Origin of the sequence: Variovorax sp. CCNWLW186 (assembly GCF_037203865.1) — a bacterium.
In the GTDB taxonomy this organism is placed as follows: Bacteria; Pseudomonadota; Gammaproteobacteria; order Burkholderiales; family Burkholderiaceae_C; genus Variovorax.
On record NZ_JBBCBO010000003.1, the window covers coordinates 177654 to 202430 of the forward strand.

Annotated in this window: 22 protein-coding genes; 8 read left to right on the top strand and 14 right to left on the bottom strand. The window is 65.2% G+C overall.

Annotated elements, in window-relative coordinates; all coding sequences use genetic code 11:
* The gene (locus tag V9K97_RS05085) at window positions 1-1986 is read left to right on the top strand and encodes a monovalent cation:proton antiporter-2 (CPA2) family protein (RefSeq protein WP_337316717.1); all 1986 of its coding nucleotides are present in this window, start codon (window positions 1-3) and stop codon (window positions 1984-1986) included.
* 42 nt (window positions 1987-2028) lie between these two features.
* On the opposite strand, the gene V9K97_RS05090 is transcribed toward V9K97_RS05085, so the two are convergent.
* The 7 genes from V9K97_RS05090 to rpmH form a co-directional block, all read right to left on the bottom strand.
* Complete coding sequence (locus V9K97_RS05090) at window positions 2029-2982, bottom strand: zinc ribbon domain-containing protein (RefSeq protein ID WP_337316719.1); 954 nt, start codon at window positions 2980-2982, stop codon at window positions 2029-2031.
* 86 nt (window positions 2983-3068) lie between these two features.
* Window positions 3069-3530 carry a Crp/Fnr family transcriptional regulator gene (locus V9K97_RS05095; RefSeq protein ID WP_126749319.1) on the bottom strand — a complete coding sequence of 154 codons (462 nt, stop codon included), beginning with the start codon at window positions 3528-3530 and terminating at the stop codon, window positions 3069-3071.
* Between the two features lie 90 nt (window positions 3531-3620).
* Window positions 3621-5039, bottom strand: coding sequence for a tRNA uridine-5-carboxymethylaminomethyl(34) synthesis GTPase MnmE (gene mnmE, locus V9K97_RS05100; RefSeq protein ID WP_337316721.1), 1419 nt, complete (start codon window positions 5037-5039; stop codon window positions 3621-3623).
* A 76-nt stretch (window positions 5040-5115) separates the two neighbouring features.
* Entirely contained in the window at window positions 5116-6801 is a 1686-nt protein-coding gene (yidC, locus tag V9K97_RS05105) for a membrane protein insertase YidC (protein ID WP_258503119.1), read from the bottom strand.
* Window positions 6798-7085 carry a membrane protein insertion efficiency factor YidD gene (gene yidD / locus V9K97_RS05110; protein ID WP_337297316.1) on the bottom strand — a complete coding sequence of 96 codons (288 nt, stop codon included), beginning with the start codon at window positions 7083-7085 and terminating at the stop codon, window positions 6798-6800. Before yidD ends, yidC begins: the two co-directional genes overlap by 4 nt.
* Window positions 7082-7480, bottom strand: a complete 399-nt coding sequence (locus V9K97_RS05115) for a ribonuclease P protein component (protein WP_337309601.1) — start codon at window positions 7478-7480, stop codon at window positions 7082-7084. Before V9K97_RS05115 ends, yidD begins: the two co-directional genes overlap by 4 nt.
* 86 nt (window positions 7481-7566) lie before the next feature.
* Entirely contained in the window at window positions 7567-7701 is a 135-nt protein-coding gene (gene rpmH, locus V9K97_RS05120; protein WP_007834827.1) for a 50S ribosomal protein L34, read from the bottom strand.
* 319 nt (window positions 7702-8020) lie between these two features.
* Here rpmH and dnaA point away from each other — a divergent pair, with 319 nt between their 5' ends.
* From dnaA to gyrB, 3 genes are all read left to right on the top strand, one after another.
* Window positions 8021-9400 (top strand): chromosomal replication initiator protein DnaA, encoded by a 1380-nt coding sequence (gene dnaA / locus V9K97_RS05125; protein ID WP_337316723.1) that lies wholly within the window; start codon window positions 8021-8023, stop codon window positions 9398-9400.
* Between the two features lie 89 nt (window positions 9401-9489).
* Window positions 9490-10596, top strand: coding sequence for a DNA polymerase III subunit beta (gene dnaN, locus V9K97_RS05130; RefSeq protein ID WP_157611122.1), 1107 nt, complete (start codon window positions 9490-9492; stop codon window positions 10594-10596).
* Window positions 10597-10730: 134 nt separating this feature from the next.
* Entirely contained in the window at window positions 10731-13355 is a 2625-nt protein-coding gene (gene gyrB / locus V9K97_RS05135; RefSeq protein ID WP_258503127.1) for a DNA topoisomerase (ATP-hydrolyzing) subunit B, read from the top strand.
* A gap of 134 nt (window positions 13356-13489) precedes the next feature.
* On the opposite strand, the gene V9K97_RS05140 is transcribed toward gyrB, so the two are convergent.
* From V9K97_RS05140 to V9K97_RS05160, 5 genes are all read right to left on the bottom strand, one after another.
* Entirely contained in the window at window positions 13490-14071 is a 582-nt protein-coding gene (locus tag V9K97_RS05140; RefSeq protein ID WP_337316725.1) for an OmpA family protein, read from the bottom strand.
* Between the two features lie 59 nt (window positions 14072-14130).
* On the bottom strand, window positions 14131-17667 hold the full coding sequence (locus V9K97_RS05145; RefSeq protein WP_337316727.1) for an autotransporter outer membrane beta-barrel domain-containing protein: 3537 nt from the start codon (window positions 17665-17667) through the stop codon (window positions 14131-14133).
* A 394-nt stretch (window positions 17668-18061) separates the two neighbouring features.
* Window positions 18062-19042 (bottom strand): alpha/beta fold hydrolase, encoded by a 981-nt coding sequence (locus V9K97_RS05150; protein ID WP_337316729.1) that lies wholly within the window; start codon window positions 19040-19042, stop codon window positions 18062-18064.
* A gap of 60 nt (window positions 19043-19102) precedes the next feature.
* A complete protein-coding gene (locus V9K97_RS05155) occupies window positions 19103-19237 on the bottom strand; it encodes a hypothetical protein (protein ID WP_337316731.1) in 135 nt (44 codons plus the stop codon).
* Window positions 19238-19411: 174 nt separating this feature from the next.
* Window positions 19412-19678, bottom strand: a complete 267-nt coding sequence (locus tag V9K97_RS05160) for a hypothetical protein (RefSeq protein WP_258503133.1) — start codon at window positions 19676-19678, stop codon at window positions 19412-19414.
* 297 nt (window positions 19679-19975) lie between these two features.
* Between V9K97_RS05160 and V9K97_RS05165 the strand changes: the two genes are divergently transcribed.
* The 3 genes from V9K97_RS05165 to V9K97_RS05175 all read left to right on the top strand — a co-directional run bounded on the left by V9K97_RS05165 (window position 19976) and on the right by V9K97_RS05175 (window position 22492).
* A complete protein-coding gene (locus tag V9K97_RS05165; RefSeq protein WP_258503134.1) occupies window positions 19976-20497 on the top strand; it encodes a hypothetical protein in 522 nt (173 codons plus the stop codon).
* A gap of 131 nt (window positions 20498-20628) precedes the next feature.
* Window positions 20629-21114, top strand: coding sequence for a hypothetical protein (locus V9K97_RS05170; protein ID WP_337316734.1), 486 nt, complete (start codon window positions 20629-20631; stop codon window positions 21112-21114).
* Between the two features lie 130 nt (window positions 21115-21244).
* Window positions 21245-22492, top strand: coding sequence for a metallophosphoesterase (locus V9K97_RS05175; RefSeq protein WP_337316736.1), 1248 nt, complete (start codon window positions 21245-21247; stop codon window positions 22490-22492).
* 16 nt (window positions 22493-22508) lie between these two features.
* Here V9K97_RS05175 and V9K97_RS05180 read toward each other — a convergent pair whose 3' ends face one another.
* Window positions 22509-23006 carry a polyhydroxyalkanoate granule-associated phasin gene (locus tag V9K97_RS05180; protein WP_337316738.1) on the bottom strand — a complete coding sequence of 166 codons (498 nt, stop codon included), beginning with the start codon at window positions 23004-23006 and terminating at the stop codon, window positions 22509-22511.
* Window positions 23007-23213: 207 nt separating this feature from the next.
* On the opposite strand from V9K97_RS05180, the gene V9K97_RS05185 reads away from it, so the two are divergent.
* Entirely contained in the window at window positions 23214-23789 is a 576-nt protein-coding gene (locus V9K97_RS05185; RefSeq protein ID WP_337316740.1) for an acyloxyacyl hydrolase, read from the top strand.
* A gap of 17 nt (window positions 23790-23806) precedes the next feature.
* Here the strand turns inward: V9K97_RS05185 and V9K97_RS05190 are convergent, their stop codons facing one another.
* Window positions 23807-24763 (bottom strand): lysylphosphatidylglycerol synthase domain-containing protein, encoded by a 957-nt coding sequence (locus V9K97_RS05190; protein ID WP_337316742.1) that lies wholly within the window; start codon window positions 24761-24763, stop codon window positions 23807-23809.
* Window positions 24764-24777 lie beyond the last annotated feature (14 nt).

Here is a 24777-nt window from a genome sequence, read left to right on the forward strand (position 1 = left end):
ATGTCTTCGTTCGATCTCACGCTGTTGTATTTGCTTGCCGCGGTCATCGGCGTCGTGGTCTGCCGCTCGCTGAAGCTGCCGCCGATGCTCGGCTATCTGTCGGCCGGCGTGCTGATCGGCCCTCATGCGTTGGCATTGGCGCAGAACTCCGAAGCCATCCGTCACCTGGGCGAATTCGGTGTGGTGTTCCTGATGTTCGTGATCGGGCTGGAGTTCAGCTTGCCCAAGCTGCGTGCCATGCGCAAGCACGTGTTCGGACTCGGCCTGCTGCAGGTGTTGCTGACGATGACCCTCGCCACCGCCGGCGCGCTTTTGATCGCCTCGCAGCTCCCGCCGGCCTGGCGGCTCGGCTGGCAGACGGCGCTGGCCCTCTCGGGCGCGCTCACCATGAGCAGCACCGCCATCGTAGTCAAGCTGATGGCCGAGCGGCTCGAACTCGAAAGCGAGCACGGCAAGCGGGTCATGGGCGTGCTGCTGTTCCAGGACTTGGCGGTGGTGCCGCTGCTGGTGCTGATTCCCGCACTCGGCGCGCCGCCCGAAGCGCTCGCCAAGGCGATCGGCTTCGCGACGGTGAAGGCCATCCTGCTGATCGGCGTTCTGCTTTATGGCGGGCCGCGCATCATGCGCTGGTGGCTCACGCTCGTGGCGCGGCGGCGCAGCGAGGAGCTTTTCATCCTGAACGTGCTGCTGATCACGCTCGGCCTGGCATGGCTCACCGAACTGGCCGGGCTGAGCCTGGCGCTGGGTGCCTTCATCGCCGGCATGCTGGTTTCCGAAACCGAATACAAGCACCAGGTCGAAACCGACATCCGCCCGTTCCACGACGTGCTGCTGGGGCTCTTCTTCATCACGGTAGGCATGTCGCTCGACTGGCACATCGTGGTGGACCGCTGGGCGCTGGTGGGTGTGCTGCTGCTGATACCACTGGCGTTCAAGCTGGTTCTGGTGACGGTGCTGGCGCGGGTGCTGGGCGCCACCTCGGGCGTGTCGCTGCGCACCGGCCTCTACCTGGCGCAGGCGGGCGAGTTCGGCTTTGTGCTGCTGACGCTCGCGCAGGAGCGCAGCCTGCTGCCGCCGTGGCTGGCCAACCCGGTGCTGGCGTCGATGGTGCTGTCGATGCTGGCCACGCCTTTCATCGTGATGTACACCAACGCCATCGTGCGCAAGCTGGTGGCAAGCGACTGGCTCCAGCAGTCGCTGCAGATGACGTCCATCGCGCGCAAGACCATCAACACCGCCAAGCACGTGATCATCTGCGGCTACGGGCGCTGCGGCCAGAACCTGGCGCGCATCCTCGAGCGCGAAGGCATTCCCTACATGGCGCTGGACCTCGACCCCGACCGCGTGCGGCAGGCCGCCGCGGCCGGCGATTCGGTGGTGTTCGGCGATGCGGCGCGGCTGCAGGCGCTGATGGCGGCCGGCCTGGCCCGCGCCAGCGCCGTGGTCGTCACCTATCTCGACGTGCCCGGCGCCATGAAGGTGCTGGCCAACACCCGCGCCCACGCACCGCAGGTGCCGGTGATCGTGCGCACCCAGGACGACCACGACCTGGAGAAGCTGCAGGCCGCCGGCGCCACCGAGGTGGTGCCCGAAGCCATCGAGGGTTCGCTGATGCTCGCGAGCCATGCGCTGGCCCTGGTCGGCGTGCCGATGCGGCGCGTGATCCGCGTGGTGCAGGACCAGCGCGACGCACGCTACAACCTGCTGCGCGGCTACTTTCACGGTGCCGACGACGACAACGCCGACGAGCTCGACCACGAGCGGCTCAACACTTTCACGCTCACGCCCGGCGCGCGCGCCGTCGGCCAGACGCTGGCGCGGATGGCGCTGGAAACACTGGGGGTGCGCGTTGCCGGCCTGCGCCGGCATGACGGCCAGCCGCAGGAGCCCACCGACGACACGGTGCTGACGGACGGCGACACGCTGGTGCTGTCGGGCAAGCCGGCCGCATTGGCGGTCGCCATCGAGCGGCTGCAAAAAGGCTGAGAGAAGGCGCCGGCAGGGGCGGCCGCGGCCTTCCGGGCCCTCTCAGTTCACCAGCGTGGGATTGCGCTTTTCTTCTTCGATCCGCTGCTGGCGGCGCACCGCCTCGCATTGCGCATGCGGCTTGAATTCGGCCTTGAGGCACTGCGCAGCCATGCACTGCGCCTTCGCGATGAAATTGCGGTCGCCGCAGATGGATTGCGGATCTGACGGTCCCGCCGCTGCGGGCTGCGGCGCGGGCGCGGCGGCCACTGCCGGCGCGGGCTCGGGCGCGCCCGGCTGCGACGGTGCCGCTGGCGCGGGCTTGCGGGGCTTGGCCGCGGCGGATGGCGGCTTCGGGGTTGCGATGGCTGGCGTGGCCGGGGCTGCGGCGGCAAGTGCCGCATCTGCCGCAGCCGGGGGCTCGGTGGGCGGCAACGCAAGCGGTGCCGCCTCGGAAGCTGGCGATGCAGGAACAGGCGCCACGACAGGCGCGACAACAGGCACGGCGGGAGACGCTGCTTCGGCCTGTTCGTCCGGCGTGCCTTTTCCGTAGCCGTACCAGCCGGCGACGATCATGAGCAGCCCCACGGCCAGCAGCACCAGCCAAAGCAGGACGCCGCGCATACGCGGCGGCTTGTTGCGCACTTCCGCGCCGGCAGGGCGCGGCGTCCGAGGCCTCGAAGCCTTCTTGGCCCGGGGCTCGCGCGGCGGCGAAGGCGGCCGCTTGGAGCGGCCCGCGCCGACGATGACGGTTTTTTCATCGGCCAGCGATCCGGCATGCGCGTAGGCGGCTTGAGAAGCGATCGGCAAGCTGCCGTCGAAAAGCCCGCCGGGGATGGTGGGTGCGCGCAATTGCGCGGGCGCCGTGGCGGCCCATTCGCGCTCCGACCGGCTTTCAGGGCCCGGTGGCGGCGCCATCGGCGCCGGTGCCGCAGGCGCCAGCTTTCCGCCGCAACTCCTGCAGAAATTCGCGCCCTCGCGGTTCTCCGCGCTGCACACCGGACAGATCAAGGCCATGACGACTGACTTCTAGGAAAACGATTTCAAAAACTGGCTGTGAAGAGCCGTCTGGGCCTGAATTGCGGAACCGACCCGATGGAGGTTCAGGTCACCGCGACGCGCTTGGACCGATGCCCCATGCGCTTGGCGATCACCGCGCCGAGCCCCATGGCAATCTCGAGGGCGAGGTTGGGTTGCCGGTTGGACATTTCCGCAAAGCGGATGGCCGTGAGGCGCCACACGCGGCCGGCGCCGGTCACCACCACGTTGGCCGAATGCGGCTCGCGCGAGAAGAACGAGCCTTCGCCCACCACCGATCCCGGCATGAGCACGGCCAGCTTCATCTGTTCCTTGCTGCTCACGCGATGCACGCTGATGGCGCCGCCTTCGAGGAAATACACCGAGCGGTCGTGGGTGCCTTGTTCGATGAGAACGTCGCCAACGCCGGTATCGATGGGCTGCAGATAGCCCGCCAGCGTTTCCCACTGCTGTACGTTGAGCGTCAACGCAAAGGCGTCGTTGCTGTTGTTGTCCGCGATGGCGCGGCTCAGGTTCTGGATGGACATGCTTTTCTCAACCCCCGCATCTGTGCCGAAGTATCCGCGAAGGCCGCAGGTTTCGGCTACAACTCTTTACGTTTTTCGTTGCGGCTGTCGCTATTTGCCGATGCAGAAGCGCGAAAAGATGACCCCCAGCAGGTCGTCCGCGCCGAATTCGCCGGTGATTTCGTTCAGTGCGTTCTGCGCCAGGCGCAACTCTTCGGCCAGCAGATCGAGCAGTTGGGCTTGTGCAGCCAAGTGGCTTGCAGCCAACTCCAGGTGGGTTCGGACGCGGCCCAGCGCCTGCACATGGCGCGCGCGCGCGAGGTAGACGCCCTCGGGCACCGACTGCCAACCCGCCATGGCAAGCAGTTGTTCGCGCAGCGCTTCGATGCCGAGGCCGGTCTTGGCGGAAAGGGCAATGCCCTGGGCCGACGCAGGTATAGCGGTTGTGGGCGCGGCGTCCTGCTTGTTCCATACATCGAGCACCGGCACGCTCGCGGGCAGCTTCTGCCGCAGGCCGCGCAGGATCTCTGCGTCGGCGGCGGCGTAGTCGGCATGGCTAGAGCGCGTCAGGTCGTGCAGAAAGAGCACGGCGTCGGCGCTCTCGATCTGGCCCCACGCGCGCGCAACGCCGATCTGCTCGACCTCGTCGCTGCTCTCGCGCAGGCCCGCGGTGTCGGCCACATGCAGCGGCACCCCATGGATCTGGATGGTTTGCGAGACCACGTCGCGCGTCGTGCCTGCCACCGCGCTCACGATGGCCAGTTCGGCACCGGCGAGTGCATTGAGCAGCGAACTTTTGCCTGCATTGGGCTGGCCTGCAATCACGACCTTGATGCCTTCGCGCAGCAGCGCCCCTTGCTTCGCGCGCTGCTGCACCGCCGCAAGTTGCGCCTGCAATCTCACCAGCTGCCCGGCCGCATCGGCCTTTTGAAGAAAGTCGATTTCCTCTTCCGGAAAGTCGAGCGTCGCCTCGACCAGCATGCGCAGGTGGATCAACGCATCGCGCAGCGTATGGATCTCGCGCGAGAAGGCGCCCGAGAGCGAACGGCCGGCGCTGCGCGCGGCCGCCTCGGTGCTGGCGTCGATCAGGTCTGCAATGGCCTCGGCCTGGGCCAGGTCGATCTTGCCGTTGAGAAAGGCGCGCTGGCTGAACTCGCCCGGCTCGGCCACGCGCAGGCCGGGCAGCCGCGGCCGGCCGGTGACCGCGTCGGGCTCGGCGGCGGCTTCGAGGCAGCGCGCCAGCAACAGTTGCAGCACCACCGTTCCGCCGTGCGCCTGCAGTTCGAGCACGTCTTCGCCGGTGAACGAATGCGGTGAGGGAAAGTGGATGGCCAGGCCATGGTCGACCGGCTCGCCGGCCGCATCGCGGAAGGGCAGGTAGGTGGCTTCGCGCGGCTTGAGCGGCCGGCCGCAAAGCGCTTCGATCAGCGGCGCGAGCCGGGCGCCCGAAACGCGCACGATGCCCACCGCCCCGCGCCCCGAGGCGGTGGCTATGGCGACGATGGGATCGGTAGTGCGGGCGAATGTCATGGAAGCGCGATTCTTTCAGCAAAAGCAAAAGGGCCGCGAATGCGGCCCTTTGCGGAGTGGCGGAAGCCGCTGCGGCTTACTTGCCGAGCACGCCCAGCCGCTTGTTGATGAACCACTGCTGCGCGATCGACAGCACGTTGTTGGTGATCCAGTACAGCACCAGGCCGGCCGGGAAGAAGATGAACATCACGCTGAACGCGAGCGGCATGATCCACATCAGCTTGGCCTGCATCGGGTCCGGCGGCGTCGGGTTGAGCCAGGTCTGGAACAGCGAGGTCAGCGTCATCACGATCGGCAGGATGTACCACGGATCGGGTGCCGAGAGGTCGGTGATCCAGCCGATCCACGGCGCATGGCGCATTTCGACCGACGACAGCAGCACCCAGTAGAGCGCGATGAACACCGGGATCTGGATCAGGATCGGGAAGCAGCCGCCCATCGGGTTGACCTTCTCGGTCTTGTAGATGCGCATCATCTCCTGCTGCATTTCCTGCGGCTTGTCCTTCAGCCGCTCGCGCATTTCCATGATCTTGGGGTTGATGGCCTTCATCTTGGCCATGCTGGCGTAGGCCTTGGCGTTGAGCCAGTAGAAGGCCGCCTTCAGCAGCACTACCAGCGCCACGATGGCCCAGCCCCAATTGCCCAGGATGCCGTGCAGCTGGTTCAGCAGCCAGTACAGCGGCTTGGAAATGATCGCGAAGATGCCGTAGTCCTTGACCAGGTCGAGGCCCGGTGCAATGGCTTCGAGCTTCTTTTCTTCTTCGGGGCCGGCGAACAGCGCGCTGTTGACCACCAGGGTCTGGCCCGGGGCGATCTTCGGCAGCGTGGCCACCATGGCCACGGTGAACAGGTTGTCGCCCAGGTCCTTCACGCGGAATTCGCGCCGGAGCTGTTCGCTGGCCGGGTCGCCCTTGAGGAGCCACGCCGACACGAAGTAATGCTGCACCATCGCAATCCAGCCGTCGTTGGCGGGCGGCGGCGGCTCGACCTTGCCCTTGGCAATGTCCTTGAAGTCGAGCTTGTGGAACTTCTTTTCGTTGGTGTAGGCCGCCGGACCGGTGAAGGTGTTGGTGCCGAACATCGTGCCTGCCGCCACCGTGCCGTGGCGCAGCAGCTGCATGTAGAGCTGCGCATCGCGCGGCTGGTCGCTCACGTTGACCACTTCATGGCGCACGCCGACGGTGTATTCGCCGCGCTTGAAGACATAGGTCTTGACGTACTTGAGGCCGCCCGAGGGGGCGCTTTCGAAGCTCACTTCGAGCGTGTTCTGGCCCTCGGCCATTTCGCGCGGACCCGCCTTCGGCGTCATTGGCGTCAGGTGGTTGGGAAAGGCTTCTCCGGTCTGGCTCAGCAGGCCGGTTTGCGCCACGTAGCGGGTGGCGGGCGAGTCGTTCTCGAACAGCACCACGTGCTTGGTGCGATCGGCTTCGTCGAACTTGAGCAGCTCGAGGTAGTTGACCGTGGCGCCTTCGCTGTCGATCACCGCCTTGAAGAGGTCGGTGGTCACGTTGACGCGCTCACGCGGCGCGGCGGGCGCAGCCTGCGTGGGCACGGCGGCGGCGCTGCCACCGGCCGTGGATGCGCTCGGTACGCCGTTGCTGGCCGCCGGCGTGCTGCCCGCCGGAGCGGAGGCCACGGCAGCCGGCTTGGTCGACGGCAGGAAAGTCGGCTTGTTGCCGTTGAAGACCTGCCATTGGTCCCACAGCAGCACCAGCGAGAAACCAAAAATCACCCACAGGATCGTGCGGCGTATATCGTTCATGACGAAGACTTCTTGTCGGAGGAAAGGAGAGACGAAAACAGCGAGCCTGACTTGTCAGTGCGACGCGGTGATTTCGGTGGAACCGGATCGTGCCCGCCCTGGCACCAGGGCTGGCAGCGCACGATGCGGTGCAGGGTGAGATAGCTGCCCTTGAGCGCGCCGTGGACTTCCAGCGCCTCTATCGAATAGACGGAGCAGGTCGGCTCGAAGCGGCACGACTGCCCGAGCCACGGGCTCAGCAACAGGCGGTAGCCCTTCACAAGGCCGATCAGCAGGCGCTTCATGACGACGAGGATGCAGGGGCGCGCGCGGCCCGCGCCAGCAGTTGCTGAAGCTCGGCGCGTACCGCGGCCTTGAGCTTGTCGGAGCTGGCGCTCACGAATTCCTTGCGGTCGAACGCCGCGCGCAGCCGCACCACGTGCGCCGCACGAGGCAGGCCGACGTCGGGCGCGGCGCTCACGGTATAGATCTGTCGCTTGATGGCGTTGCGCGTGACGGCACGGCGCGCCCAGCGCTTGGGCACCATGGCGCCCAGCCAGACATCGTCGGACGCGAACAAGGGCTGCGCGCTCGATGTTGAATCGAGTGCGCAGCGATGCAATGCGAAATGAGCAGTGCGCGCCACGGTGGCACCTGCGAGGACGGCCTGGAATTGCGCGCGGGTCTTGAGCCGCTGCATGGAAGCCGGGCCAGACACGCCAGAAACGCTGGCTGGGAAAGCTGGCGCTGGCGGGTCGGCGGCTGGCAACGGCAGAGGAACTGCCGTCAGACGGCCAGGCGCTTGCGGCCCTTGGCGCGGCGTGCGTTGATGACGGCGCGGCCGCCACGGGTCTTCATGCGGACCAGAAAGCCGTGGGTACGGGCGCGGCGGACTTTGGAAGCTTGGTAAGTGCGTTTCATGATGAGATTTCCTGCTGATTCCCCCGATATCCACCGAGCCCGACGAAGCCTGGAAAGGCTGTATCGGGCAGGCGGGCGCTGGGAGCGTTTTTCGGATGACCCCCGAAAGACGCAATGAGGTTTTCAGGGAAACCCGCAATTATCGCAAACATTCGGCCCAACACCAAACATCGAGTAACTTTGCGGGCCTTTGCATGGTGCCCGGGGGGATGTGGATAAGGTTTTGACAAGTTAGAATGCGGGCCGCCTTGCAGCAGAGAATATCCACAATACATATACCAAAAAATGGACGAGGGACGCACCACTTTTTCAAGCACCCATGTCGACTGACGGCATCGGTGAAAGCCTCTGGCAGGCCTGTGTCGACCAGCTCGCGCAGGAGCTGTCCGAGCAGCAATTCAATACCTGGATCAAACCCCTGACGGCGCAGGTCACCGACGACCTTTCGCGCATGACGGTGTTCGTTGCCAACCGCTTCAAGCTCGACTGGATCCGCGCCCAGTACGCCGGCAAGATCGCCGCCATGGCCGAGAAGATGTACGGTCAGCCGGTGGCAGTTGAGTTAGCGCTTGCTCCGCGTGAAGCGCCCGTACGCTCTGCACCCATTGCCGTCATGGCAGAAACCGACCTGCCGCGCGACATGGCCGGCCCGGGCGAGGAGCCGGCCGCGGCGGGCTTCAAGAACCGCCTGAATTCGGGCCTGACTTTCGACACGCTGGTGGAGGGCACGGCCAACCGCATGGCGCGCGCCGCGGCCATGCACGTGGCCGGCATGCCGGGCCACCTGTACAACCCGCTGTTCATCTACGGCGGCGTCGGCCTGGGCAAGACCCACCTGATGCACGCTGTGGGTAACCGCCTGCTCGCCGACCGGCCCGATTCCAAAGTTCTCTACATCCATGCCGAGCAGTTCGTCTCGGATGTGGTCAAGGCCTATCAGCGCAAGACCTTCGACGAGTTCAAGGAGCGCTATCACTCGCTCGATCTGCTCCTGATCGACGATGTGCAGTTCTTCGCCAACAAGGACCGCACGCAGGAAGAATTCTTCAATGCGTTCGAAGCCCTGCTGGCCAAGAAGTCGCACATCGTGATGACCAGCGACACCTATCCCAAGGGCCTCGCCGACATTCACGAGCGGCTGGTTTCGCGCTTCGATTCGGGCCTCACGGTCGCCATCGAGCCGCCCGAACTCGAAATGCGCGTGGCCATCCTGATCAACAAGGCGCGCGCCGAATCGGCCGAGATGCCCGAGGAAGTGGCCTTCTTCGTTGCCAAGAACGTGCGCTCCAACGTGCGCGAGCTCGAAGGCGCGCTGCGCAAGATCCTGGCTTACTCACGCTTCAACCAGAAAGAAATCTCGATCGCCCTGGCGCGCGAGGCGCTGCGCGACTTGCTGTCGATCCAGAATCGGCAGATCTCGGTCGAAAATATCCAGAAGACGGTGGCCGACTATTACAAGATCAAGGTCGCCGACATGTACAGCAAGAAACGCCCGGCCAGCATTGCGCGGCCGCGGCAGATCGCGATGTACCTGGCCAAGGAACTCACCCAGAAGAGCTTGCCGGAAATCGGCGAGCTCTTCGGCGGGCGCGATCACACAACGGTGCTGCATGCGGTGCGCAAGATCTCGGGCGAGCGCCAGCAGCTCACCGAACTGAACCAGCAACTCCACGTGCTCGAACAAACGCTCAAGGGCTGACCCCGGATGTCATCAAGAAAGCCACCCGCAACAGCGGAGAATGGCGTCTTACAAGCGGATTCAAAGAGATAAGAGAAGAGGAAGAAGACATGATCGTTTTGAAGGCAACCCAAGACAAAGTCCTCGCCGCGCTGCAATCGGTGGCGGGCATCGTGGAGCGACGCCATACCCTGCCTATCCTGGCCAACGTGCTGATCCGCAAGACCGGCGGCCAGCTGCAGCTCACAACCAGCGACCTCGAGATCCAGATCCGCACCACGGCCGAGCTCGGCGGCGATGAAGGCAACTTCACCACCACCATCGGCGCGCGCAAGCTCATCGACATCCTGCGCACCATGCCGGCCGACCAGACCGTGAGCCTCGAATCGAGCGCGAGCAAGCTGGTGCTCAAGGGCGGCAAGAGCCGTTTCACGCTGCAGTCGCTGCCGGCCGAGGACTTTCCGCTGGTGCAGGAAGCCGCCAATTTCGGTCCTGTGTTCAGCGTGCCGCAAAAGACGCTGAAGGACCTGCTCTCGCAGGTTTCCTTTGCCATGGCCGTGCACGACATCCGCTACTACCTGAACGGCATCCTGTTCGTGGCCGAAGGCAAGCAGCTGAGCCTGGTGGCCACCGACGGCCATCGCCTGGCGTTTTCGTCGGCCACGCTCGACGTCGAGGTGCCGCGCCAGGAAGTGATTCTTCCGCGCAAGACCGTGCTCGAAATGCAGCGCCTGCTGTCTGACGCCGAAGGCGCCATCGAGATGCAGTTTGCGAACAACCAGGCCAAGTTCAGCTTCGGCGGCATGGAGTTCGTCACCAAGCTGGTCGAGGGCAAGTTCCCCGACTACAACCGCGTGATTCCCAAGAACCACAAGAACAGCGTCACGCTTGGCCGCGCGCCCCTGTTGGCCAGCCTGCAGCGCACCGCCATCCTGACGAGCGAGAAGTTCAAGGGCGTGCGCCTGAACATCGAGCCCGGCACGCTGCGCATTGCGTCCAACAATGCCGAGCAGGAAGAAGCGCAGGACGAGCTCGACATCGACTACGGCGGCGACGCCATCGAGATCGGCTTCAACGTGACCTACCTGATCGACGCCCTCGCGAACATGGGCCAGGACATGGTCAAGCTGGACCTAGCCGACTCCAACAGCTCCGCCCTTTTGACCATCCCCGAGAACGCATCCTTCAAATATGTCGTGATGCCGATGCGGATCTAGAAGACAGAAAACACAGCGCCTTGCGCAGACAGCCCGCGGCCCTCCGCGGGTTTGCGCTTTCAAGAGGCAGGAAAAGCAGGCCCCGAAGGCCCGAAAAATCCCGTGAATGCCGTGAGAGATAGAGGAATATCCGAATGAGTGCAGAAGAAAACAAGCCCGAAGTGCCCCACACCGAACCGGTCTACACGCCCGAGATCGAGAGTGCGGTGCCGATCGAGATCACGCCCGCCGACACCAGCTACGGCGAAGGCTCGATCACGATCCTCGAAGGGCTCGAGGCGGTGCGCAAGCGCCCCGGCATGTACATCGGCGACACCTCCGACGGCACGGGCCTGCACCACCTGGTGTTCGAGGTGGTCGACAACTCCATCGACGAAGCGCTGGCGGGCCACTGCGACGACATCGTCGTGACCATCCACAGCGACAACTCCATTTCCGTGACCGACAACGGCCGCGGCATTCCGACCGGCGTGAAGATGGACGACAAGCACGAGCCCAAGCGCTCGGCCGCTGAAATCGCGCTCACCGAGCTGCACGCCGGCGGCAAGTTCAACCAGAACAGCTACAAGGTGTCGGGCGGCCTGCACGGCGTGGGTGTGAGCTGCGTGAACGCGCTGAGCGTGATGCTGCGCCTGGTCGTGCGCCGCGAGGGCAAGATCCACGAACTCGAATTCAGCCGCGGCTTCGTGCAGAACCGTTTGCTCGAAACCGTGAACGGTTTCGAGGTCTCGCCCATGAAGATCATCGGCGACACGGACAAGCGCGGCACCGAGGTGCACTTTCTGCCCGACACGGAAATCTTCAAGGAGAACAACGATTTCCACTACGAAATCCTCTCCAAGCGCCTGCGCGAACTGAGCTTTCTGAACAACGGCGTGCGCATCCGCCTGAAGGACGAGCGCACCGGCAAGGAAGACGACTTCTCGGGCGCCGGCGGCGTGCGCGGCTTTGTCGAATTCATCAACAAGGGCAAGACCGTCCTGCATCCGAACTCGTTCTATGCAGCGGGCGAAAAGCCGGCCGACACCTACGGCGGCATTCCCGGCACGCACATCGGCGTTGAAGTGGCCATGCAGTGGAACAGCGGCTACAACGAGCAGGTGCTGTGCTTCACCAACAACATTCCCCAGCGTGACGGCGGCACCCACCTCACGGGCCTGCGCGCCGCGATGACTCGCGTCATCAACAAGTACATCGAAGAGAACGAGCTGGCCAAGAAGGCCAAGGTCGAAGTCACCGGCGACGACATGCGCGAAGGCCTGTGCTGCGTGCTGAGCGTGAAGGTGCCTGAGCCCAAGTTCTCGAGCCAGACCAAGGACAAGCTGGTGTCCAGCGAAGTGCGTGCGCCGGTCGAAGACATCGTCGGGCGGCTGCTGACCGACTACCTGCAGGAGCGCCCGAACGACGCGAAGATCATCTGCGGCAAGATCATCGAGGCCGCCCGCGCCCGCGAAGCTGCGCGCAAGGCCCGCGAAATGACGCGCCGCAAGGGCGTACTCGACGGCATGGGCCTGCCCGGCAAGCTGGCCGACTGCCAGGAAAAGGACCCGGCGCTGTGCGAGGTCTACCTGGTGGAGGGCGACTCCGCAGGCGGCTCCGCCAAGCAGGGCCGCGACCGTAAGTTCCAGGCCATCCTGCCGCTGCGCGGCAAGATCCTGAACGTGGAAAAAGCGCGCTACGAGAAGCTGCTCACCAGCAACGAAATTCTCACCATGATCACCGCGCTCGGCACCGGCATCGGCCGCGCCGGCGCCACCACCGCGGGCGGCGGGGCGGACGACTTCAACGTCGCCAAGCTGCGCTACCACCGCATCATCATCATGACCGACGCCGACGTCGACGGCGCCCACATCCGTACGCTGCTGCTCACGTTCTTCTACCGGCAAATGCCCGAGCTGGTCGAGCGCGGCCACATCTACATCGCCCAGCCGCCGCTCTACAAGGTGAAGGTCGGCAAGGAAGAGCAATACCTGAAGGACGGCCCCGCGCTGGACGCCTTTCTGCTGAAGGTGGCGCTGAAGGACGCGAGCATCGAGACCGGCGGCCCCAACTCGACCACCCTGAGCGGCGACACGCTGGCCGAGCTCGCGCGCAAGCACCAGCTGGCCGAAGCCGTCATCGCGCGCCTGCGCAACTTCATGGATGCCGAGGCGCTGCGCGCCATTGCCGACGGCGTGGCGCTCGACCTGGACACCACGCCCGCGGCCGAGGCTTCGGCCGTGGCGCTGCAGGCCAAGCTGCGCGAGCTCAACACCACCGGTGTGCCGGCCGAGGTGAGCAGCGAGTTCGACGCCCGCACCGACAAGCCGCTGCTGCGCATCAGCCGCCGCCACCACGGCAACATCAAGAGCAGCGTGCTCACGCAGGACTTCGTGCACGGCGCCGACTACGCCGCGCTCGCCGAAGCCGCCAACACCTTCCGGAACCTGCTGAGCAGCGAGGGCGCCATCGTCCGACGCGGCGAAGGCGAGCGCGCCAAGGAAGAAAAGGTGGCCGACTTCCGCATCGCGATGAAGTGGCTCATCGGGCAGGCCGAAAACGCCACCTCGCGCCAGCGCTACAAGGGCCTGGGCGAAATGAACCCCGCACAGCTGTGGGAAACCACCATGGACCCGACCGTGCGCCGCCTGCTGCGCGTGCAGATCGACGACGCCATCGAGGCCGACCGCGTGTTCACGATGCTGATGGGCGACGAGGTGGAGCCGCGGCGCGAGTTCATCGAGCAGAACGCCCTGCGGGCTGCGAACATCGACGTGTAAGAAGCGGGGCAGCAACTTGGCTGCCGCGAACCGATGCGGCAAAAGAAAAAGCGCCCAGCATTGCTGGGCGCTTTTTTACGCCAGGCTCAGCGTGCAGCCTGGCGTTCTTCGTGGTCTCTACCGGGGACTGAGGATTACTTCCCCTGCGCCTGCCCCAGGATATCTACCACCACGCGCCGATCCGGCTGCAGGCAAGCCACCAGGCGCGGCGAGCGCTGCAGCCCCTGGCAATCGCGCGTCACCGGTTCGCGCTCGCCCATCGAGCGCACCTCCATCGGCGCGCGCACGCCCGCGGCCTTCAGGTAGTCGCGCACCGTGTTCGCACGCTGCAGCGCCAGCCGGTCGTTGTAGGCCTCGTCCCCCAGCCGGTCCGTGTGCCCCGTGATCGTCAGGCTCTGCACCTGCATCTCCGGGCTCTGCAAGGCACGCGCCAGCGCGTCCAACTCGGCGCGGCCCTGCGGCAGCATGTCCGCCGCGGCCGAGCGGTCGAACCGGAACAGCGTGTCGGCGCTCAGGTTCACCCGCCGCGTCGTCGGCGGGACCGGAGCCGGGGTGGGCGCAGGCGCCGGCGTCACCACCGGCGTGAGCGCGCAGTTCTGCCCCTGGCACCAGTTGTAGCGCTCGTCGTGCAGGCTGCCGCAGCCCGTGAGGATCGTGAGCGCGGCCAGGGCCGTGGCGCCCAGCGCCAGACGTTTCGGTGTGTTCTTCGTTTGCATGGTGTGTGGATTCCTTCCTGTGGTCAGTGGTGCATGGTCCGGTCGTGTGGCGGCGGCGCTCACCACGCCACCTTCACGCCCAGCTGCCCCGAGACGCCTTCGCGGCCCTTGCCGCTGAGCGAGCGCTGGTACTGCACCCCGCCGTACAGGTAGGCCGCCTTGCTCAGCGGCAGCTGCGCGCCCACGCCCAGCTCGGCCCAGGTCTGCTTGGCCCATTGCTCGTTCACCGTGGTGTTGCCGATGGTCACGCCCTTGGGGTCCTTGAACTCGTGCAGCACGTTGGCCGTCACATAGAAGGTGTTGGTGCGCGTGAGCTTCTCGCCGCGCTCGGCCTTGTCGTTCCAGGCCAGGCGCGCGCCCAGGCGACCGCGCAGGCTCTGGCTGGTGAAGCCGTCCACCGTGGAGATGTTGTCCGCAAAGCCGCGGTAGCGCGTGAGCTGGTAGCTCAGCTGCGCCTGCGGCTCAATCAGCCACTGGCTGTCGCCGATCTGCCAGGGGCGGCCCACTTCCACGCTCAGCCCGCCGCCGGTGCCCTTTTGCGTGCCCTCGCCGCCGTACTTGTCGGTGTACTTGTTCTGCACCGCATGCAGCTGGCCGACCAGGTCCAGGTAGCTGCCGTTGTCGGCGTAGCGCGTGTGGTACGCGCCCAGCGTGAGCATCTGGCCCTTCATCTTGCCGGTGTCGTAGCCCATGCCCGCCTCGCCGCGGCGGCGGTCGTTGAAGTTGGTGCTGGTGCGGCCATAGCCCACGCTCAGGCCGGTGTGGCTGCGCGACTTGTCGCCGGCGTCGCCGCTGTAGCGCACGGCCAGGTCCTTGCCCAGCTGCAGAAACTGCATCTCCTGCTCGAAGCCGAACTGGCGCTTGCCGTCCAGGTCCAGGCGCTGCGCGTGCAGGCGCATCCACGCCTGGTCGGCGGGGGCCTTGTCGTCGCAGCCGCAGTGGTCCCACTTGAGGGTCTGCTGCTCGCCCACGCGCTGGTGCAGCGTGCCCAAGAGGCCCAGGCCCAGTTCCTGGGTGGCGACCTGGCCCATCACGTAGCCGGGCACGGCAGGGCGCAGCACCTCGGGGGCGGGGACCGGTGCGGGCGCAGGGCTCGGGACGCCGGGCACCGGCACCGGAATGGGTACCGGCGTTTGGTAGACGCTGCTCAGGTAGAAGCTGTTGGCGTCGCCGTCGGTGCGCCCGCCGCGGTGCAGGCCGTACTCGTAGGCGCCGGCCTGCACGGGGGCGGCCAGGGTGAAGTTGCCTTCCGAAGAGGTGCCGGACACCTGCACCACCTGAATGCCGTTGACGGTGGCCGCGCCCGCGCCGCCGGTGTTGGCCACCAGCACGCGGGTGGTGCCGCTGGTGTTGCCGTTGACCACCAGCTTGTCGGTGGCGCTGGCGTCGCTGCCCAGGGCGGTGTTGATCCGCACCAGGCCGTTGGTGCCGGCGTAGTTGCCGTTGACGGTGAGCGCGTTGCCGGGGGTGCCGGTGGGGTTGCGCAGGTCCAGCAGGCCCGCGTTGTGCAGGTCGCCGGTGAGGGTGAAGGCCGGCTGGCCCATGAACACGCTGCTGGTGGGCTGGATGAACAGGCCCATCGGGGCGCCGCTGGCGTCGGTGCCGCTGCCCACGGCCAGCGGCGCGCCGGCCAGGGTCAGGCGGGTGTTGTCCAGGGTGATGGTTTCCCAGTTGCGCAGGGTGTCGCCGCCGGCGGTGGCGGTCACGCCTTGCAGGGTGAGCTTGTCGACCCAGCCGTCGGCGGCCGAGACGTCGTCGCCGCCGTCCAGGATGGTGCTGCCGTTGTAGCCGGCGGCGGACACCAGGGCGGTGTCCGAGCCGTTCTGGCCGTAGAAGCCGCCCGCCAGGGTGCCGCCGGTCCAGGTGAAGGTGTCGTTGCCGTCGGCCGCGCTGGCGGTGCGGTCGTCGCCGTAGATGTTGCCGCTGAAGCTGCCGCCGGTGAGCGCCAGGCTGTCGTTGCCCAGGCCCAGGATGGCGTCGCCGGTGACGGTGCCGGCGGTGGTGACGATGGCGTTGCCGCCGAGGGTGTCGGTGCCGGTACCGGCCGCGTCGCCGTCGCGGATGCCGATGCCGGAGGCGGCGCCATTGACCACTGCGGCCGCGCCGATGTTGACGGTGCCGCCTGCTGCCGCCAGCGTGTGGATGGCGGCGGCGGTGCCGCTGCCGCTGGTCACGCTGCCGCCCGTGGCGTCGACCTGGTAGGTGCCCCCAGCGGAGGCGGCGCGCAGGCCGTCGGCATTGAGGCCTGTGGCCGTCACAGTGCCCGCCGCCATAGCGACCTGAGCCAGCCCGGTGCCGTCGGTCTGGCTGTACAGGCCGTGCGCGCCGGCGCCTGCGGTGCTGACGCTGCCGTTCAAGAGCGCGGTGGTGGCGGTGGCCGTATTGGTCGCGTTTGTGATCGCGGAATAGATCCCGTAGGTACCGGCTTGCAACGTGGTGATCGTCGAAGCTGCGGCGTCCATGCTTGCCGTTGCCGCGCCCGTGCCCCTGTTACGGGCCAGGATGCCGTAGCCGCCGGCGCCCTGCATCACGATGCTGCCACCCGTCATCGACGCGTTCGCGAAACCCGGGCCAGTACCCGAATTGCTCGCGGCCAGCCCGCCCCCACCCGCTCCGTTGCCGATCAATGCCCCTCCCGTCTGGCTGGCAATCGCGTTGCCGGTTCCGGTGACGACAGCGACGACGCTCGCGCTGGCGGCGTTTGTTGTCGCAGTGCCGCCAGACATGGTGGCGTAAGCATTGCCGGAGCCCAGTGTCTGGGCCACAACGACCGAGTTGTTCAAGGCCTGTGTGGTGCCAGCACCACCCGTCATGGTGGCCACGGCATCGCCATTGCCCCACGCCAAGGCGTAAGCCGCGTGCGACCCGCCCGCCGCAGTGCCGGTATTGATCGAACCACCGTTCACCGTGACCGTCGCTGTGCCGATACCGTGCGTTTCTGCAAGCAGACCGACCCCTGAGCCTTGCGTGCCAGTGGTGGAGATGGAACCGCTGTTGAGGATCGAGGTTGCATTGCCGCTACCCACGACGCTGGTGGCGACGCCCATGGCGTTCTCGCCTTTGCTGGTGATGTTCGCACCATTGATGACGATGGTCGCATCACCGCCAGCGCCGCTTGAGAGTGAGTTGGCCAGCACAGCCCAGGCTGCACCGGACACAGGATTGCCCGCCGGGGTGGTCAGATTGATCGTGGCGGGGCCGTTGACTTCGACCAGTCGATTGCCTGTGCCGCTACCGCCCGAATAGACAGCATTGGCGGTTATCGGCGCAGTGACCGGCGCAATGGTGAAGGGTGCCGCGGTGCCGTCCAGGATGACAGTGATGCCGTCGGTGCCATATGCGATGCCCGTGGTGTTCGGGTTCGCGTCCCCCACCGGCGTTCCGTCACCGTTGCAGATGACGGTTCCACCAACGGCGACGGCTCCGCACTCGTTGGCCGCCCAAGCGGACGATGCGCCGCCGAAGGCCGCCGTGGCCAGCACCACTGCGCCGAGCGTAGCGCTCGAAGACTTCTTGCCGCGCGCACTGCAAACCTCGCTGGCCGCTACCCAGGCGCCGAGCGCCTCATTCCAGATGCTTCTAAATGACCGGTTCATCCTCTGACCCTCGCTCCAAAAAAGTCCAAGCGATGCGGTCAATCGGAAACCATTTCCGCCAACCCACTGCTCTGACACGCCGACTTTTGCGGCAGGCGTGGAGACTATTGGCAGGGGAGGGATAGCCCAAAGGCACTAATTCACAAACCCGGGATTTTGATTACATTCTGGCAAACAAGATTTCTCATAAGGGAATTTTTCACGATTTCGTGGCCAGGCAGTACAAAAGTTCGCTCGGCAATGTGCCACTCCCTTAAAAAAAGATGGCTGGAAGTGCCGTTTAATTTTCGACCATCCGTACAACTTTGTTAACAATTTCAGCAAGCCATTGAATTGTTAACAAAGAAGCTTAAAGCCACGACTCCCTTTCGCGGGTTCAGAATTGTTTTGCCGCTCAGCCCGGGAGGCTACCAATAAAACTTCTCATATAGCGAATGAACTCCGCGGGCTCTTCCTGAAACGGCCAATGCCCGCTGTTGGCGAAGTACTTCAGGGTCGCTCCCGGGATATTCTTTGCCAGCTTCTCATCGTCGCCAAAACGCCAGAGATCGCCAGCGCCGTAGTGGACGGCGGTAGGTACATTGATCGACGGCAAGCGCGAAACAAGGTTGTAGCTGGCCAGGAGCTGATTGCCACGATTGAATGCCCCGGCGGAGTAGATCGTCCTTTGGTCGACATCTGCAATAACCCCGGCGGGCGGGTTCGCATTGTTGTAATACAAAGGCGCTGCCTCGGTCCATTTTTTACGAAGATCCTCATCACTGCTTGCCGGAGCCAGCAGCAACTGACCTAGCGCTGCCTGCTGAGCAGGCGTTCCGCCCAATGGATTGCGCTGGACGAAAGAAGCGTTATCCGGCGCGGTGCATGACAGCACCAGGCCTGCCAGGCGGTGGGGAAAACGGAGCGCAAAGTCGAGTGCGACAAATCCCCCGTAGGAATGACCAACAAGAACGAATTTTTCGATGCCAAGCGCTCGGGTCAATGCATCGCAATCGGAGCTCAGGCGTTCGAAACTCAGCTCGTCATAGCTGGTCGGCCGGTCCGATTTGCCCTGCCCCAGTTGGTCATAGCAGATGAGCCGGGCATTGTCGGCAAGTGGATCGATGAAAGGGCGAAAGTACTCTTGACTCAACCCCAGACCGCCGTGCAGAAAGACAACCGGAATTCCCTTTCCCACGCTCACGTGGTAAAGGTTTTTTCCGTTGACGGAAACGAGTCCCGATGTCTCGGCGCCAGAGGCGAATGACGGTGCGGCGGGCCAGGCGCCATTGCCACTTCCACCCCCACCTCCACTACCGCCTCCGCCACAACCTGCGGCGCTCAAAATTGAAAAAATGGATCCCGCTGCATTGAACGTACGTCGGCTGATTCTCACCAGAAAAGTCTCCCACCGAGCGCAGCCGACAAACGGGATTGTGGCCGGCTCTGAACTGTCTCAGAAAGCCACAAAAGCGGCGCGAAGGGCGTATTGAATTTGACGCTCGAGCGAGTCTAGATTCGCTTGGGCACTGCCGGCGCGGGCTTGCTCTTCAGGTGATTTTTTTTGAATCGATTTCGAGAGATCGTTCACGATGCCGATCAGATTGAAATACCGAAATTCGCCGTGATTTTTAGTTCAGGCAACATGTTTAACATTGAACTAAATTCAATGCCTCGGCTTCAATAATTTACCGTTCGGGTTTCCGGGGCTGCCTTCCCTTTCACCCACAGCGGATTGCGCCGGCAATCCGCCGGCGCTCTCCCTTTACGGCATGCGCATTGGCCGGCGCACACCCCAGCCGCCTTGCATCAAGCGCGCGACCCGAGCCAGCCCGCCGGTACCACTGGCAGCGCGGCCAACCAATGCACCGCCCGCTGCACCCGCCAGTACCCGGCGCACGAGCGACCGGCTGCGTCCGGCGGTCAGCAGCAGCAGGACGCCCGCGCCTAGAACCGCGAGGTGCTCGCCCGGGAAGTCCGGCCGCTGCGCATCCATCTTCTTGACTGCCTCGATCTTGGATCCGATGTTCATTGGAAGCTCCTTTTCTGTACGAACTTCTTCATATCAAGCGAGGCGATGCACCGGTGTAGGCGCGGGTCACGTGCAACGCGCCGAATCGGGCGTACGGCGTTGTTTGTCAGGGTTTTCACATAGAGGAAGACCGAAAGCGGCCGCACGGCCCGTCATACAGGCGTCACGAGCTATTAAAACAATAGCGTTCAATACTTTCGCGAGGATCGTTCCTCGTAAACGCTATATCTAGCCCGACTCTTGCTAAGCAAAATCCTCGACGGATTCACGTCACCCATGATCGAGGACATCGAAGCAATGAACCTTTTGCGTCTCCGGCAGCCGATGGCTGCGTTGGTACTGGGCGGCACAGCAGCATTCTTGGGGGCCATGGCCACATCGGCCCATGCGTTCTCGAACCCGCCCATACAGATGGCGCAAGGCGTCGAATACATGTGCGGGGGCACGAGCAAGGCCGAGGCGTCGTTCATGCAGATGGTGTCGCCCCGGTGGGCGGCGACCATCGAGTTCGGCATCAACGACAGCACGCAAAAGAGCAATTTCCCGGTGCGGGCCGCGGTTCAGGTGCGCGAAAAGTACACGGGCCGCCCCGTGATGGAGGCGCAGTCGAACGGCCCTTACATGCTGGCCCGGCTCGATCCCGGCGCATACGACGTGAACGTGACGCTCGGCGGCCTGACGATCACGCAGACGCTCACCGTGATTGCCGGCGTGCCGTCCCGCGCGGTCTTCATGTGGCCTTCGAATTTCGACATGGCCTCGGTGCTGCCGCCCGCACCGCAAACGCAGGCGCTCGCGCAGACCTCCGCCGCCCGCTAGCCGGGGGTTTTCTCCCCGGCCTCGGTCCGGGGCAGACGCCGGTCCTTCCTGTTAAGCCTTGTCTAAGCCGTGCGCCGCACAGTGGCGCCGTGGCCTTCCGCCACGCAGACAAGGAAGAAAGGATTCAGACCATGAGTACCCTGATTTCATCTCGCATGCGGCCTCTTGCGGCCGCCGCGCTGTGCGGCGCCGTTCTTCTCGCGGCGCTTTCTCCGGCGCATGCGACGGTCAACCCGCCGATCCACATGACCAACGGCATCGAATACATGAGCGGCGGCATCGGCAGCGACGAAGCCAAGCTGATGGAAACCGTGGCGCCGCGCTGGCCGGCCACTTTCGAATTCGCCATCAAGGACCACAAGGGCGCCGAGTTCGCGGCCGACGTTCACGTCACGGTGCGCGACAACCGGGGTACGGCGCTGATCGACAACGTGGTGTCGGGCGGCCCGTTCATGGTGGCGCGGCTCGACCCCGGCACCTACGAAGTGGAGGCTCGCTTGCTTGGAAACACGCTCAAGCAAACGCTGCACGTCCTGCCGGGTGCGCCCGCCAAGGTGGCATTTGTGTGGCCGGCGGGCACCGACATGGCATCCGCCGGCACACGCACGGTGCAGTAGAACGCGAGGCGGGTTCTCAAGCCCGCCGCCGGCGCATGCATTCCGGCGCCGGTATCGTGCGCAACGCCTGCTATCCGGGTGAAGCACGCTATAGAAAAAATAGCGCGCTGCGGGCCAGCCGGCGTCTTGAATGCACGGCATGCGCCTTGCAGATGTTGCCTCCCGGGCAGTGCCCGTTCCCATTGCCCCCATGCCGATACGTCCCCTGAGCGTTCTGACCGCGCTCCTGCATGTCTACATTGCGCTGCGCCTGGTGCCCGCGCTGGCCATGCTCACCCCGGCCTGGCCGTTGGCGCTCGTCGCGCTTGCCGTTTCGGCCTTCACCATTCCGCTGCCGTTCATCTCGCGCCGCTCCGAGCGCAACGCCTCCTTGAAGGACGCGCTCAAATGGACCGGACTGATCAGCATGGGCTGGTTCTCCTCGATGTTCGTGCTGACGCTGGTGCGCGATGCGGGCCTACTGCTCACCTGGCTGGCAGGCGCGTTGGCGGGCCTGCAGGTTTCCTGGAACGCAGTGCTGCCGTGGAGCGCCATGGCCGTGCTGGTGGTCGCCACGCTGGCCTCTTTTGTCGGTTTTCTCAACGCGCGCCGCACTGCGGCCGTCAAACGCGTCGAGGTTCCCATTCAAGGGCTGCCTTCCGCGCTCGAGGGCTTCACGATTGCGCAGCTCAGCGACATCCACGTCGGGCCGACGATCCGGAGCGACTACATCCAGCGCATCGTCGACGCGGTGAACCGGCTCGGCGCCGACGCCATCGCGATCACCGGCGACCTGGTGGACGGCACGGTGGCCGAGCTGCGCGATCACATCGCGCCCTTGGCCGGGCTGCGCGCGCGGCACGGTACTTTTGTGGTGACAGGCAACCACGAGTACTACGCCGGCGCGCGTGCATGGATCGATGAGCTGCGCCGGCTCGGGCTGACGGTGCTGCTCAACGAGCACGTGGTGCTGCAGACGCGCAATGTGCGTGGCGCGCAGAACGACGAAGAACTGTTCGAGAGCCAACTGGTGCTGGCCGGCGTGACCGACTTCACCGCCGGCCACTTCGATCCCGCGCATCAAAGCGATCCGCATCTTGCGCTGTACGACGCGCCGCCGCTGGTGCACACGCGCGTGCTGCTTGCCCACCAGCCGCGCAGCGCGCCGCTCGCGGCCCGGGCCGGCTACCAGCTGCAGCTGTCGGGCCACACGCACGGCGGGCAGTTCTTTCCGTGGAACCTGTTCGTGCCGATGCAGCAGCCCTTTACCGCGGGCTTGCACCGGCTGCACGATATGTGGATCTACGTGAGCCGCGGCACGGGCTATTGGGGCCCGCCCAAGCGCTTTGGCGCGCCTTCTGAAATTACGCTGATCACGCTCGTGCCGGCGCGCAGCTGACGGGCGCGCTGCCCAGTCAGGCGCGCAGCTCGGCCAGGCGCCGGGCGTTCGATGTGGCCGTAGCGTGGATCGGCTTCAGCCCTTCGCGCGCAATGCGAACCGCCGCACCCGAGAGCTGGCCGGCCGAGCTGACCGCGAGGGTCGTGGCCTTGATGAAGGCGTCGCCTCGCACCGCCGCCTGTGCGGGCGTGATACTGCCGGCCATCGAAAGAAAAGCTCCCGCGCTCAGAAACCATTGCTGCAGCACACGGCTGGGCAGCGACACATGGCTGCTGTGCCACTGCCTGACCATGGCGGCGCCCGCCTTGCCCGCAGCGGCGAGCTTTTCGTCGCCCATGAGCTTGAACTCGGCCAGATCCGCCGCACTGGGGGCGAGCCCCGCCTTGGCCATGCGTTCGGTGCGCATGTGAATCACCGAGCCGGAAGACAGCAGCATTTCCTGGGTCTTCAAGGCCACGTCGGCCCACAACATCAGCGGGCTGGCCAAACGGGCAGCAGAGGTAAGAGACGACATGGGGCGAAGACCGATCTATAGGGGGATGAATGAACACCACTATAGGCTCCGCCTGTGCAAATTGCTGCAGTGCAACAAATTCAACTCTGCAGGAATGTTGAAGAAGTCCTACCTTTCGACATGGCAATAGCCTCGGGCGAAGGCGCGGAACGGAGCGGAAAGTAATTATTTCCTTCCTTTCCATCATTTGCTTTCAAAACCCACATCATGAAAGTACCACCGTCCGCGTCCCTCGGGGCTGCCGTGTTCGCAGGCCTTCTCTGCCTGCTGGGCACCGAGGCTCATGCGTTCGAAGACAGCGCACGCGGCATCTACTTCGAGGGCGGCCGTGCACCGCACGGCGACAAAGGGGCCACCAATTCAGCCACCGTGGGCGTTACGCTCCCTTGGTCGCTGCGCCAGCCGGTGCACGAAGGCGCGCTGACTTCCTATTGGGACCTGTTCATCAGCCAGTGGCATGCGCCGGCGCTCGGCAGCGGCTCGCGCAACTACACGCAGATTGGCGCCATCTACACCTGGCGCTACCGCTTTGGCGGCGGCAGCTCCCCCTGGTTTGCCGAAGGCGGCGTGGGCGGCACGGTCATGGACCACCTCTACAAGACGCCGGACCGCACCTTCAGCACCGCATTCCAGTTCACCGAGGTGCTGGGCGTAGGACGCAGCTTCGGCGAGAACGGCCGGCATGAACTCACGCTGCGCCTGCAGCACTTTTCGAACGCCGGCATCAAGAAGCCGAACCCGGGCGAAAACTTTGTCCGGCTGCGCTACACCTATCACTTCTAGAAAAAGAACAAGAACGCTCAGCGCGTGGTCGTGCGCAAGCGCCGGGTGCGCAGTTCGGTCACGAAGTAGGCCACGGTGGCCACGGCCAGCGGCAAGAGGTAATAAAGCCCCCGGTACACCAGCAGCACGCCTAGCAGCTTGCCCTGCGGAACCTGGTGCGAGAGCAGGGCGATGAACACCGCTTCCAGCACGCCAAGGCCCGCCGGCACGTGCGTGACCACGCCCGCCACCGCAGCCACCAGCAGCACCGCAAGCACCTGGTGGTAAGCCACCTGGCCCTGCAGCAGCACCCAGATCACGCCGCCGATCAGCGACCAGTTCAGGCACGACATGGCCAGCTGGAGCAGCGCCATGCGCAGCGCCGGCACCTTGAAGCGGTATTGCCGTATGCGAAAGACGCGCCCGTTGGCAAACGCGCACAGCACCAGATACGCCGCCGCCAGCAGCAGCAGCACCGCGCCAAGAATGCGCAGGCCGCCGTTGTCGATCTTCCATTCGTCCGGCAGCACCATCGGCCAGAAGCAGAAGGCGGCGCCCGCCACCACCAGGTAGCCGAGCCAGTTGGTCAGCATGCTGAAGCCGAGCACGCGCGTGATGGTGTCGTTGGAAAGGCCCAGGCGCGAATAGAGCCGGTAGCGAAACGCCACCCCGCCCACCAGCGAACCCAGGTTCAGGTTGAAGGCATAGCTGATGAAGGTCACCCCCATCACGCTCGCGGCGCGGAGCCGGTGGCGCGTGAGATAGCGGCCCAGCAGGTCGTACGTGCTGTAGGTCGCAAAGCTGCCGGCGGCCAGCGCGCCTGCCAGCAGCAGCGTGGACGCTGGCAGCGCGCGCATGGCGTCGAACACTTCTTGCCAGTCGATGGCCCGCGCCTGGTTGACCAGCAGCCAGGCAATGAGGCCGAAGAAGCCCCATACCGCGATGCGGCGAACCCAGGGCCACCAGGGGCGGTGCGCGAGGCTCATGGTGCTCATGGGAAAGCCGCCGC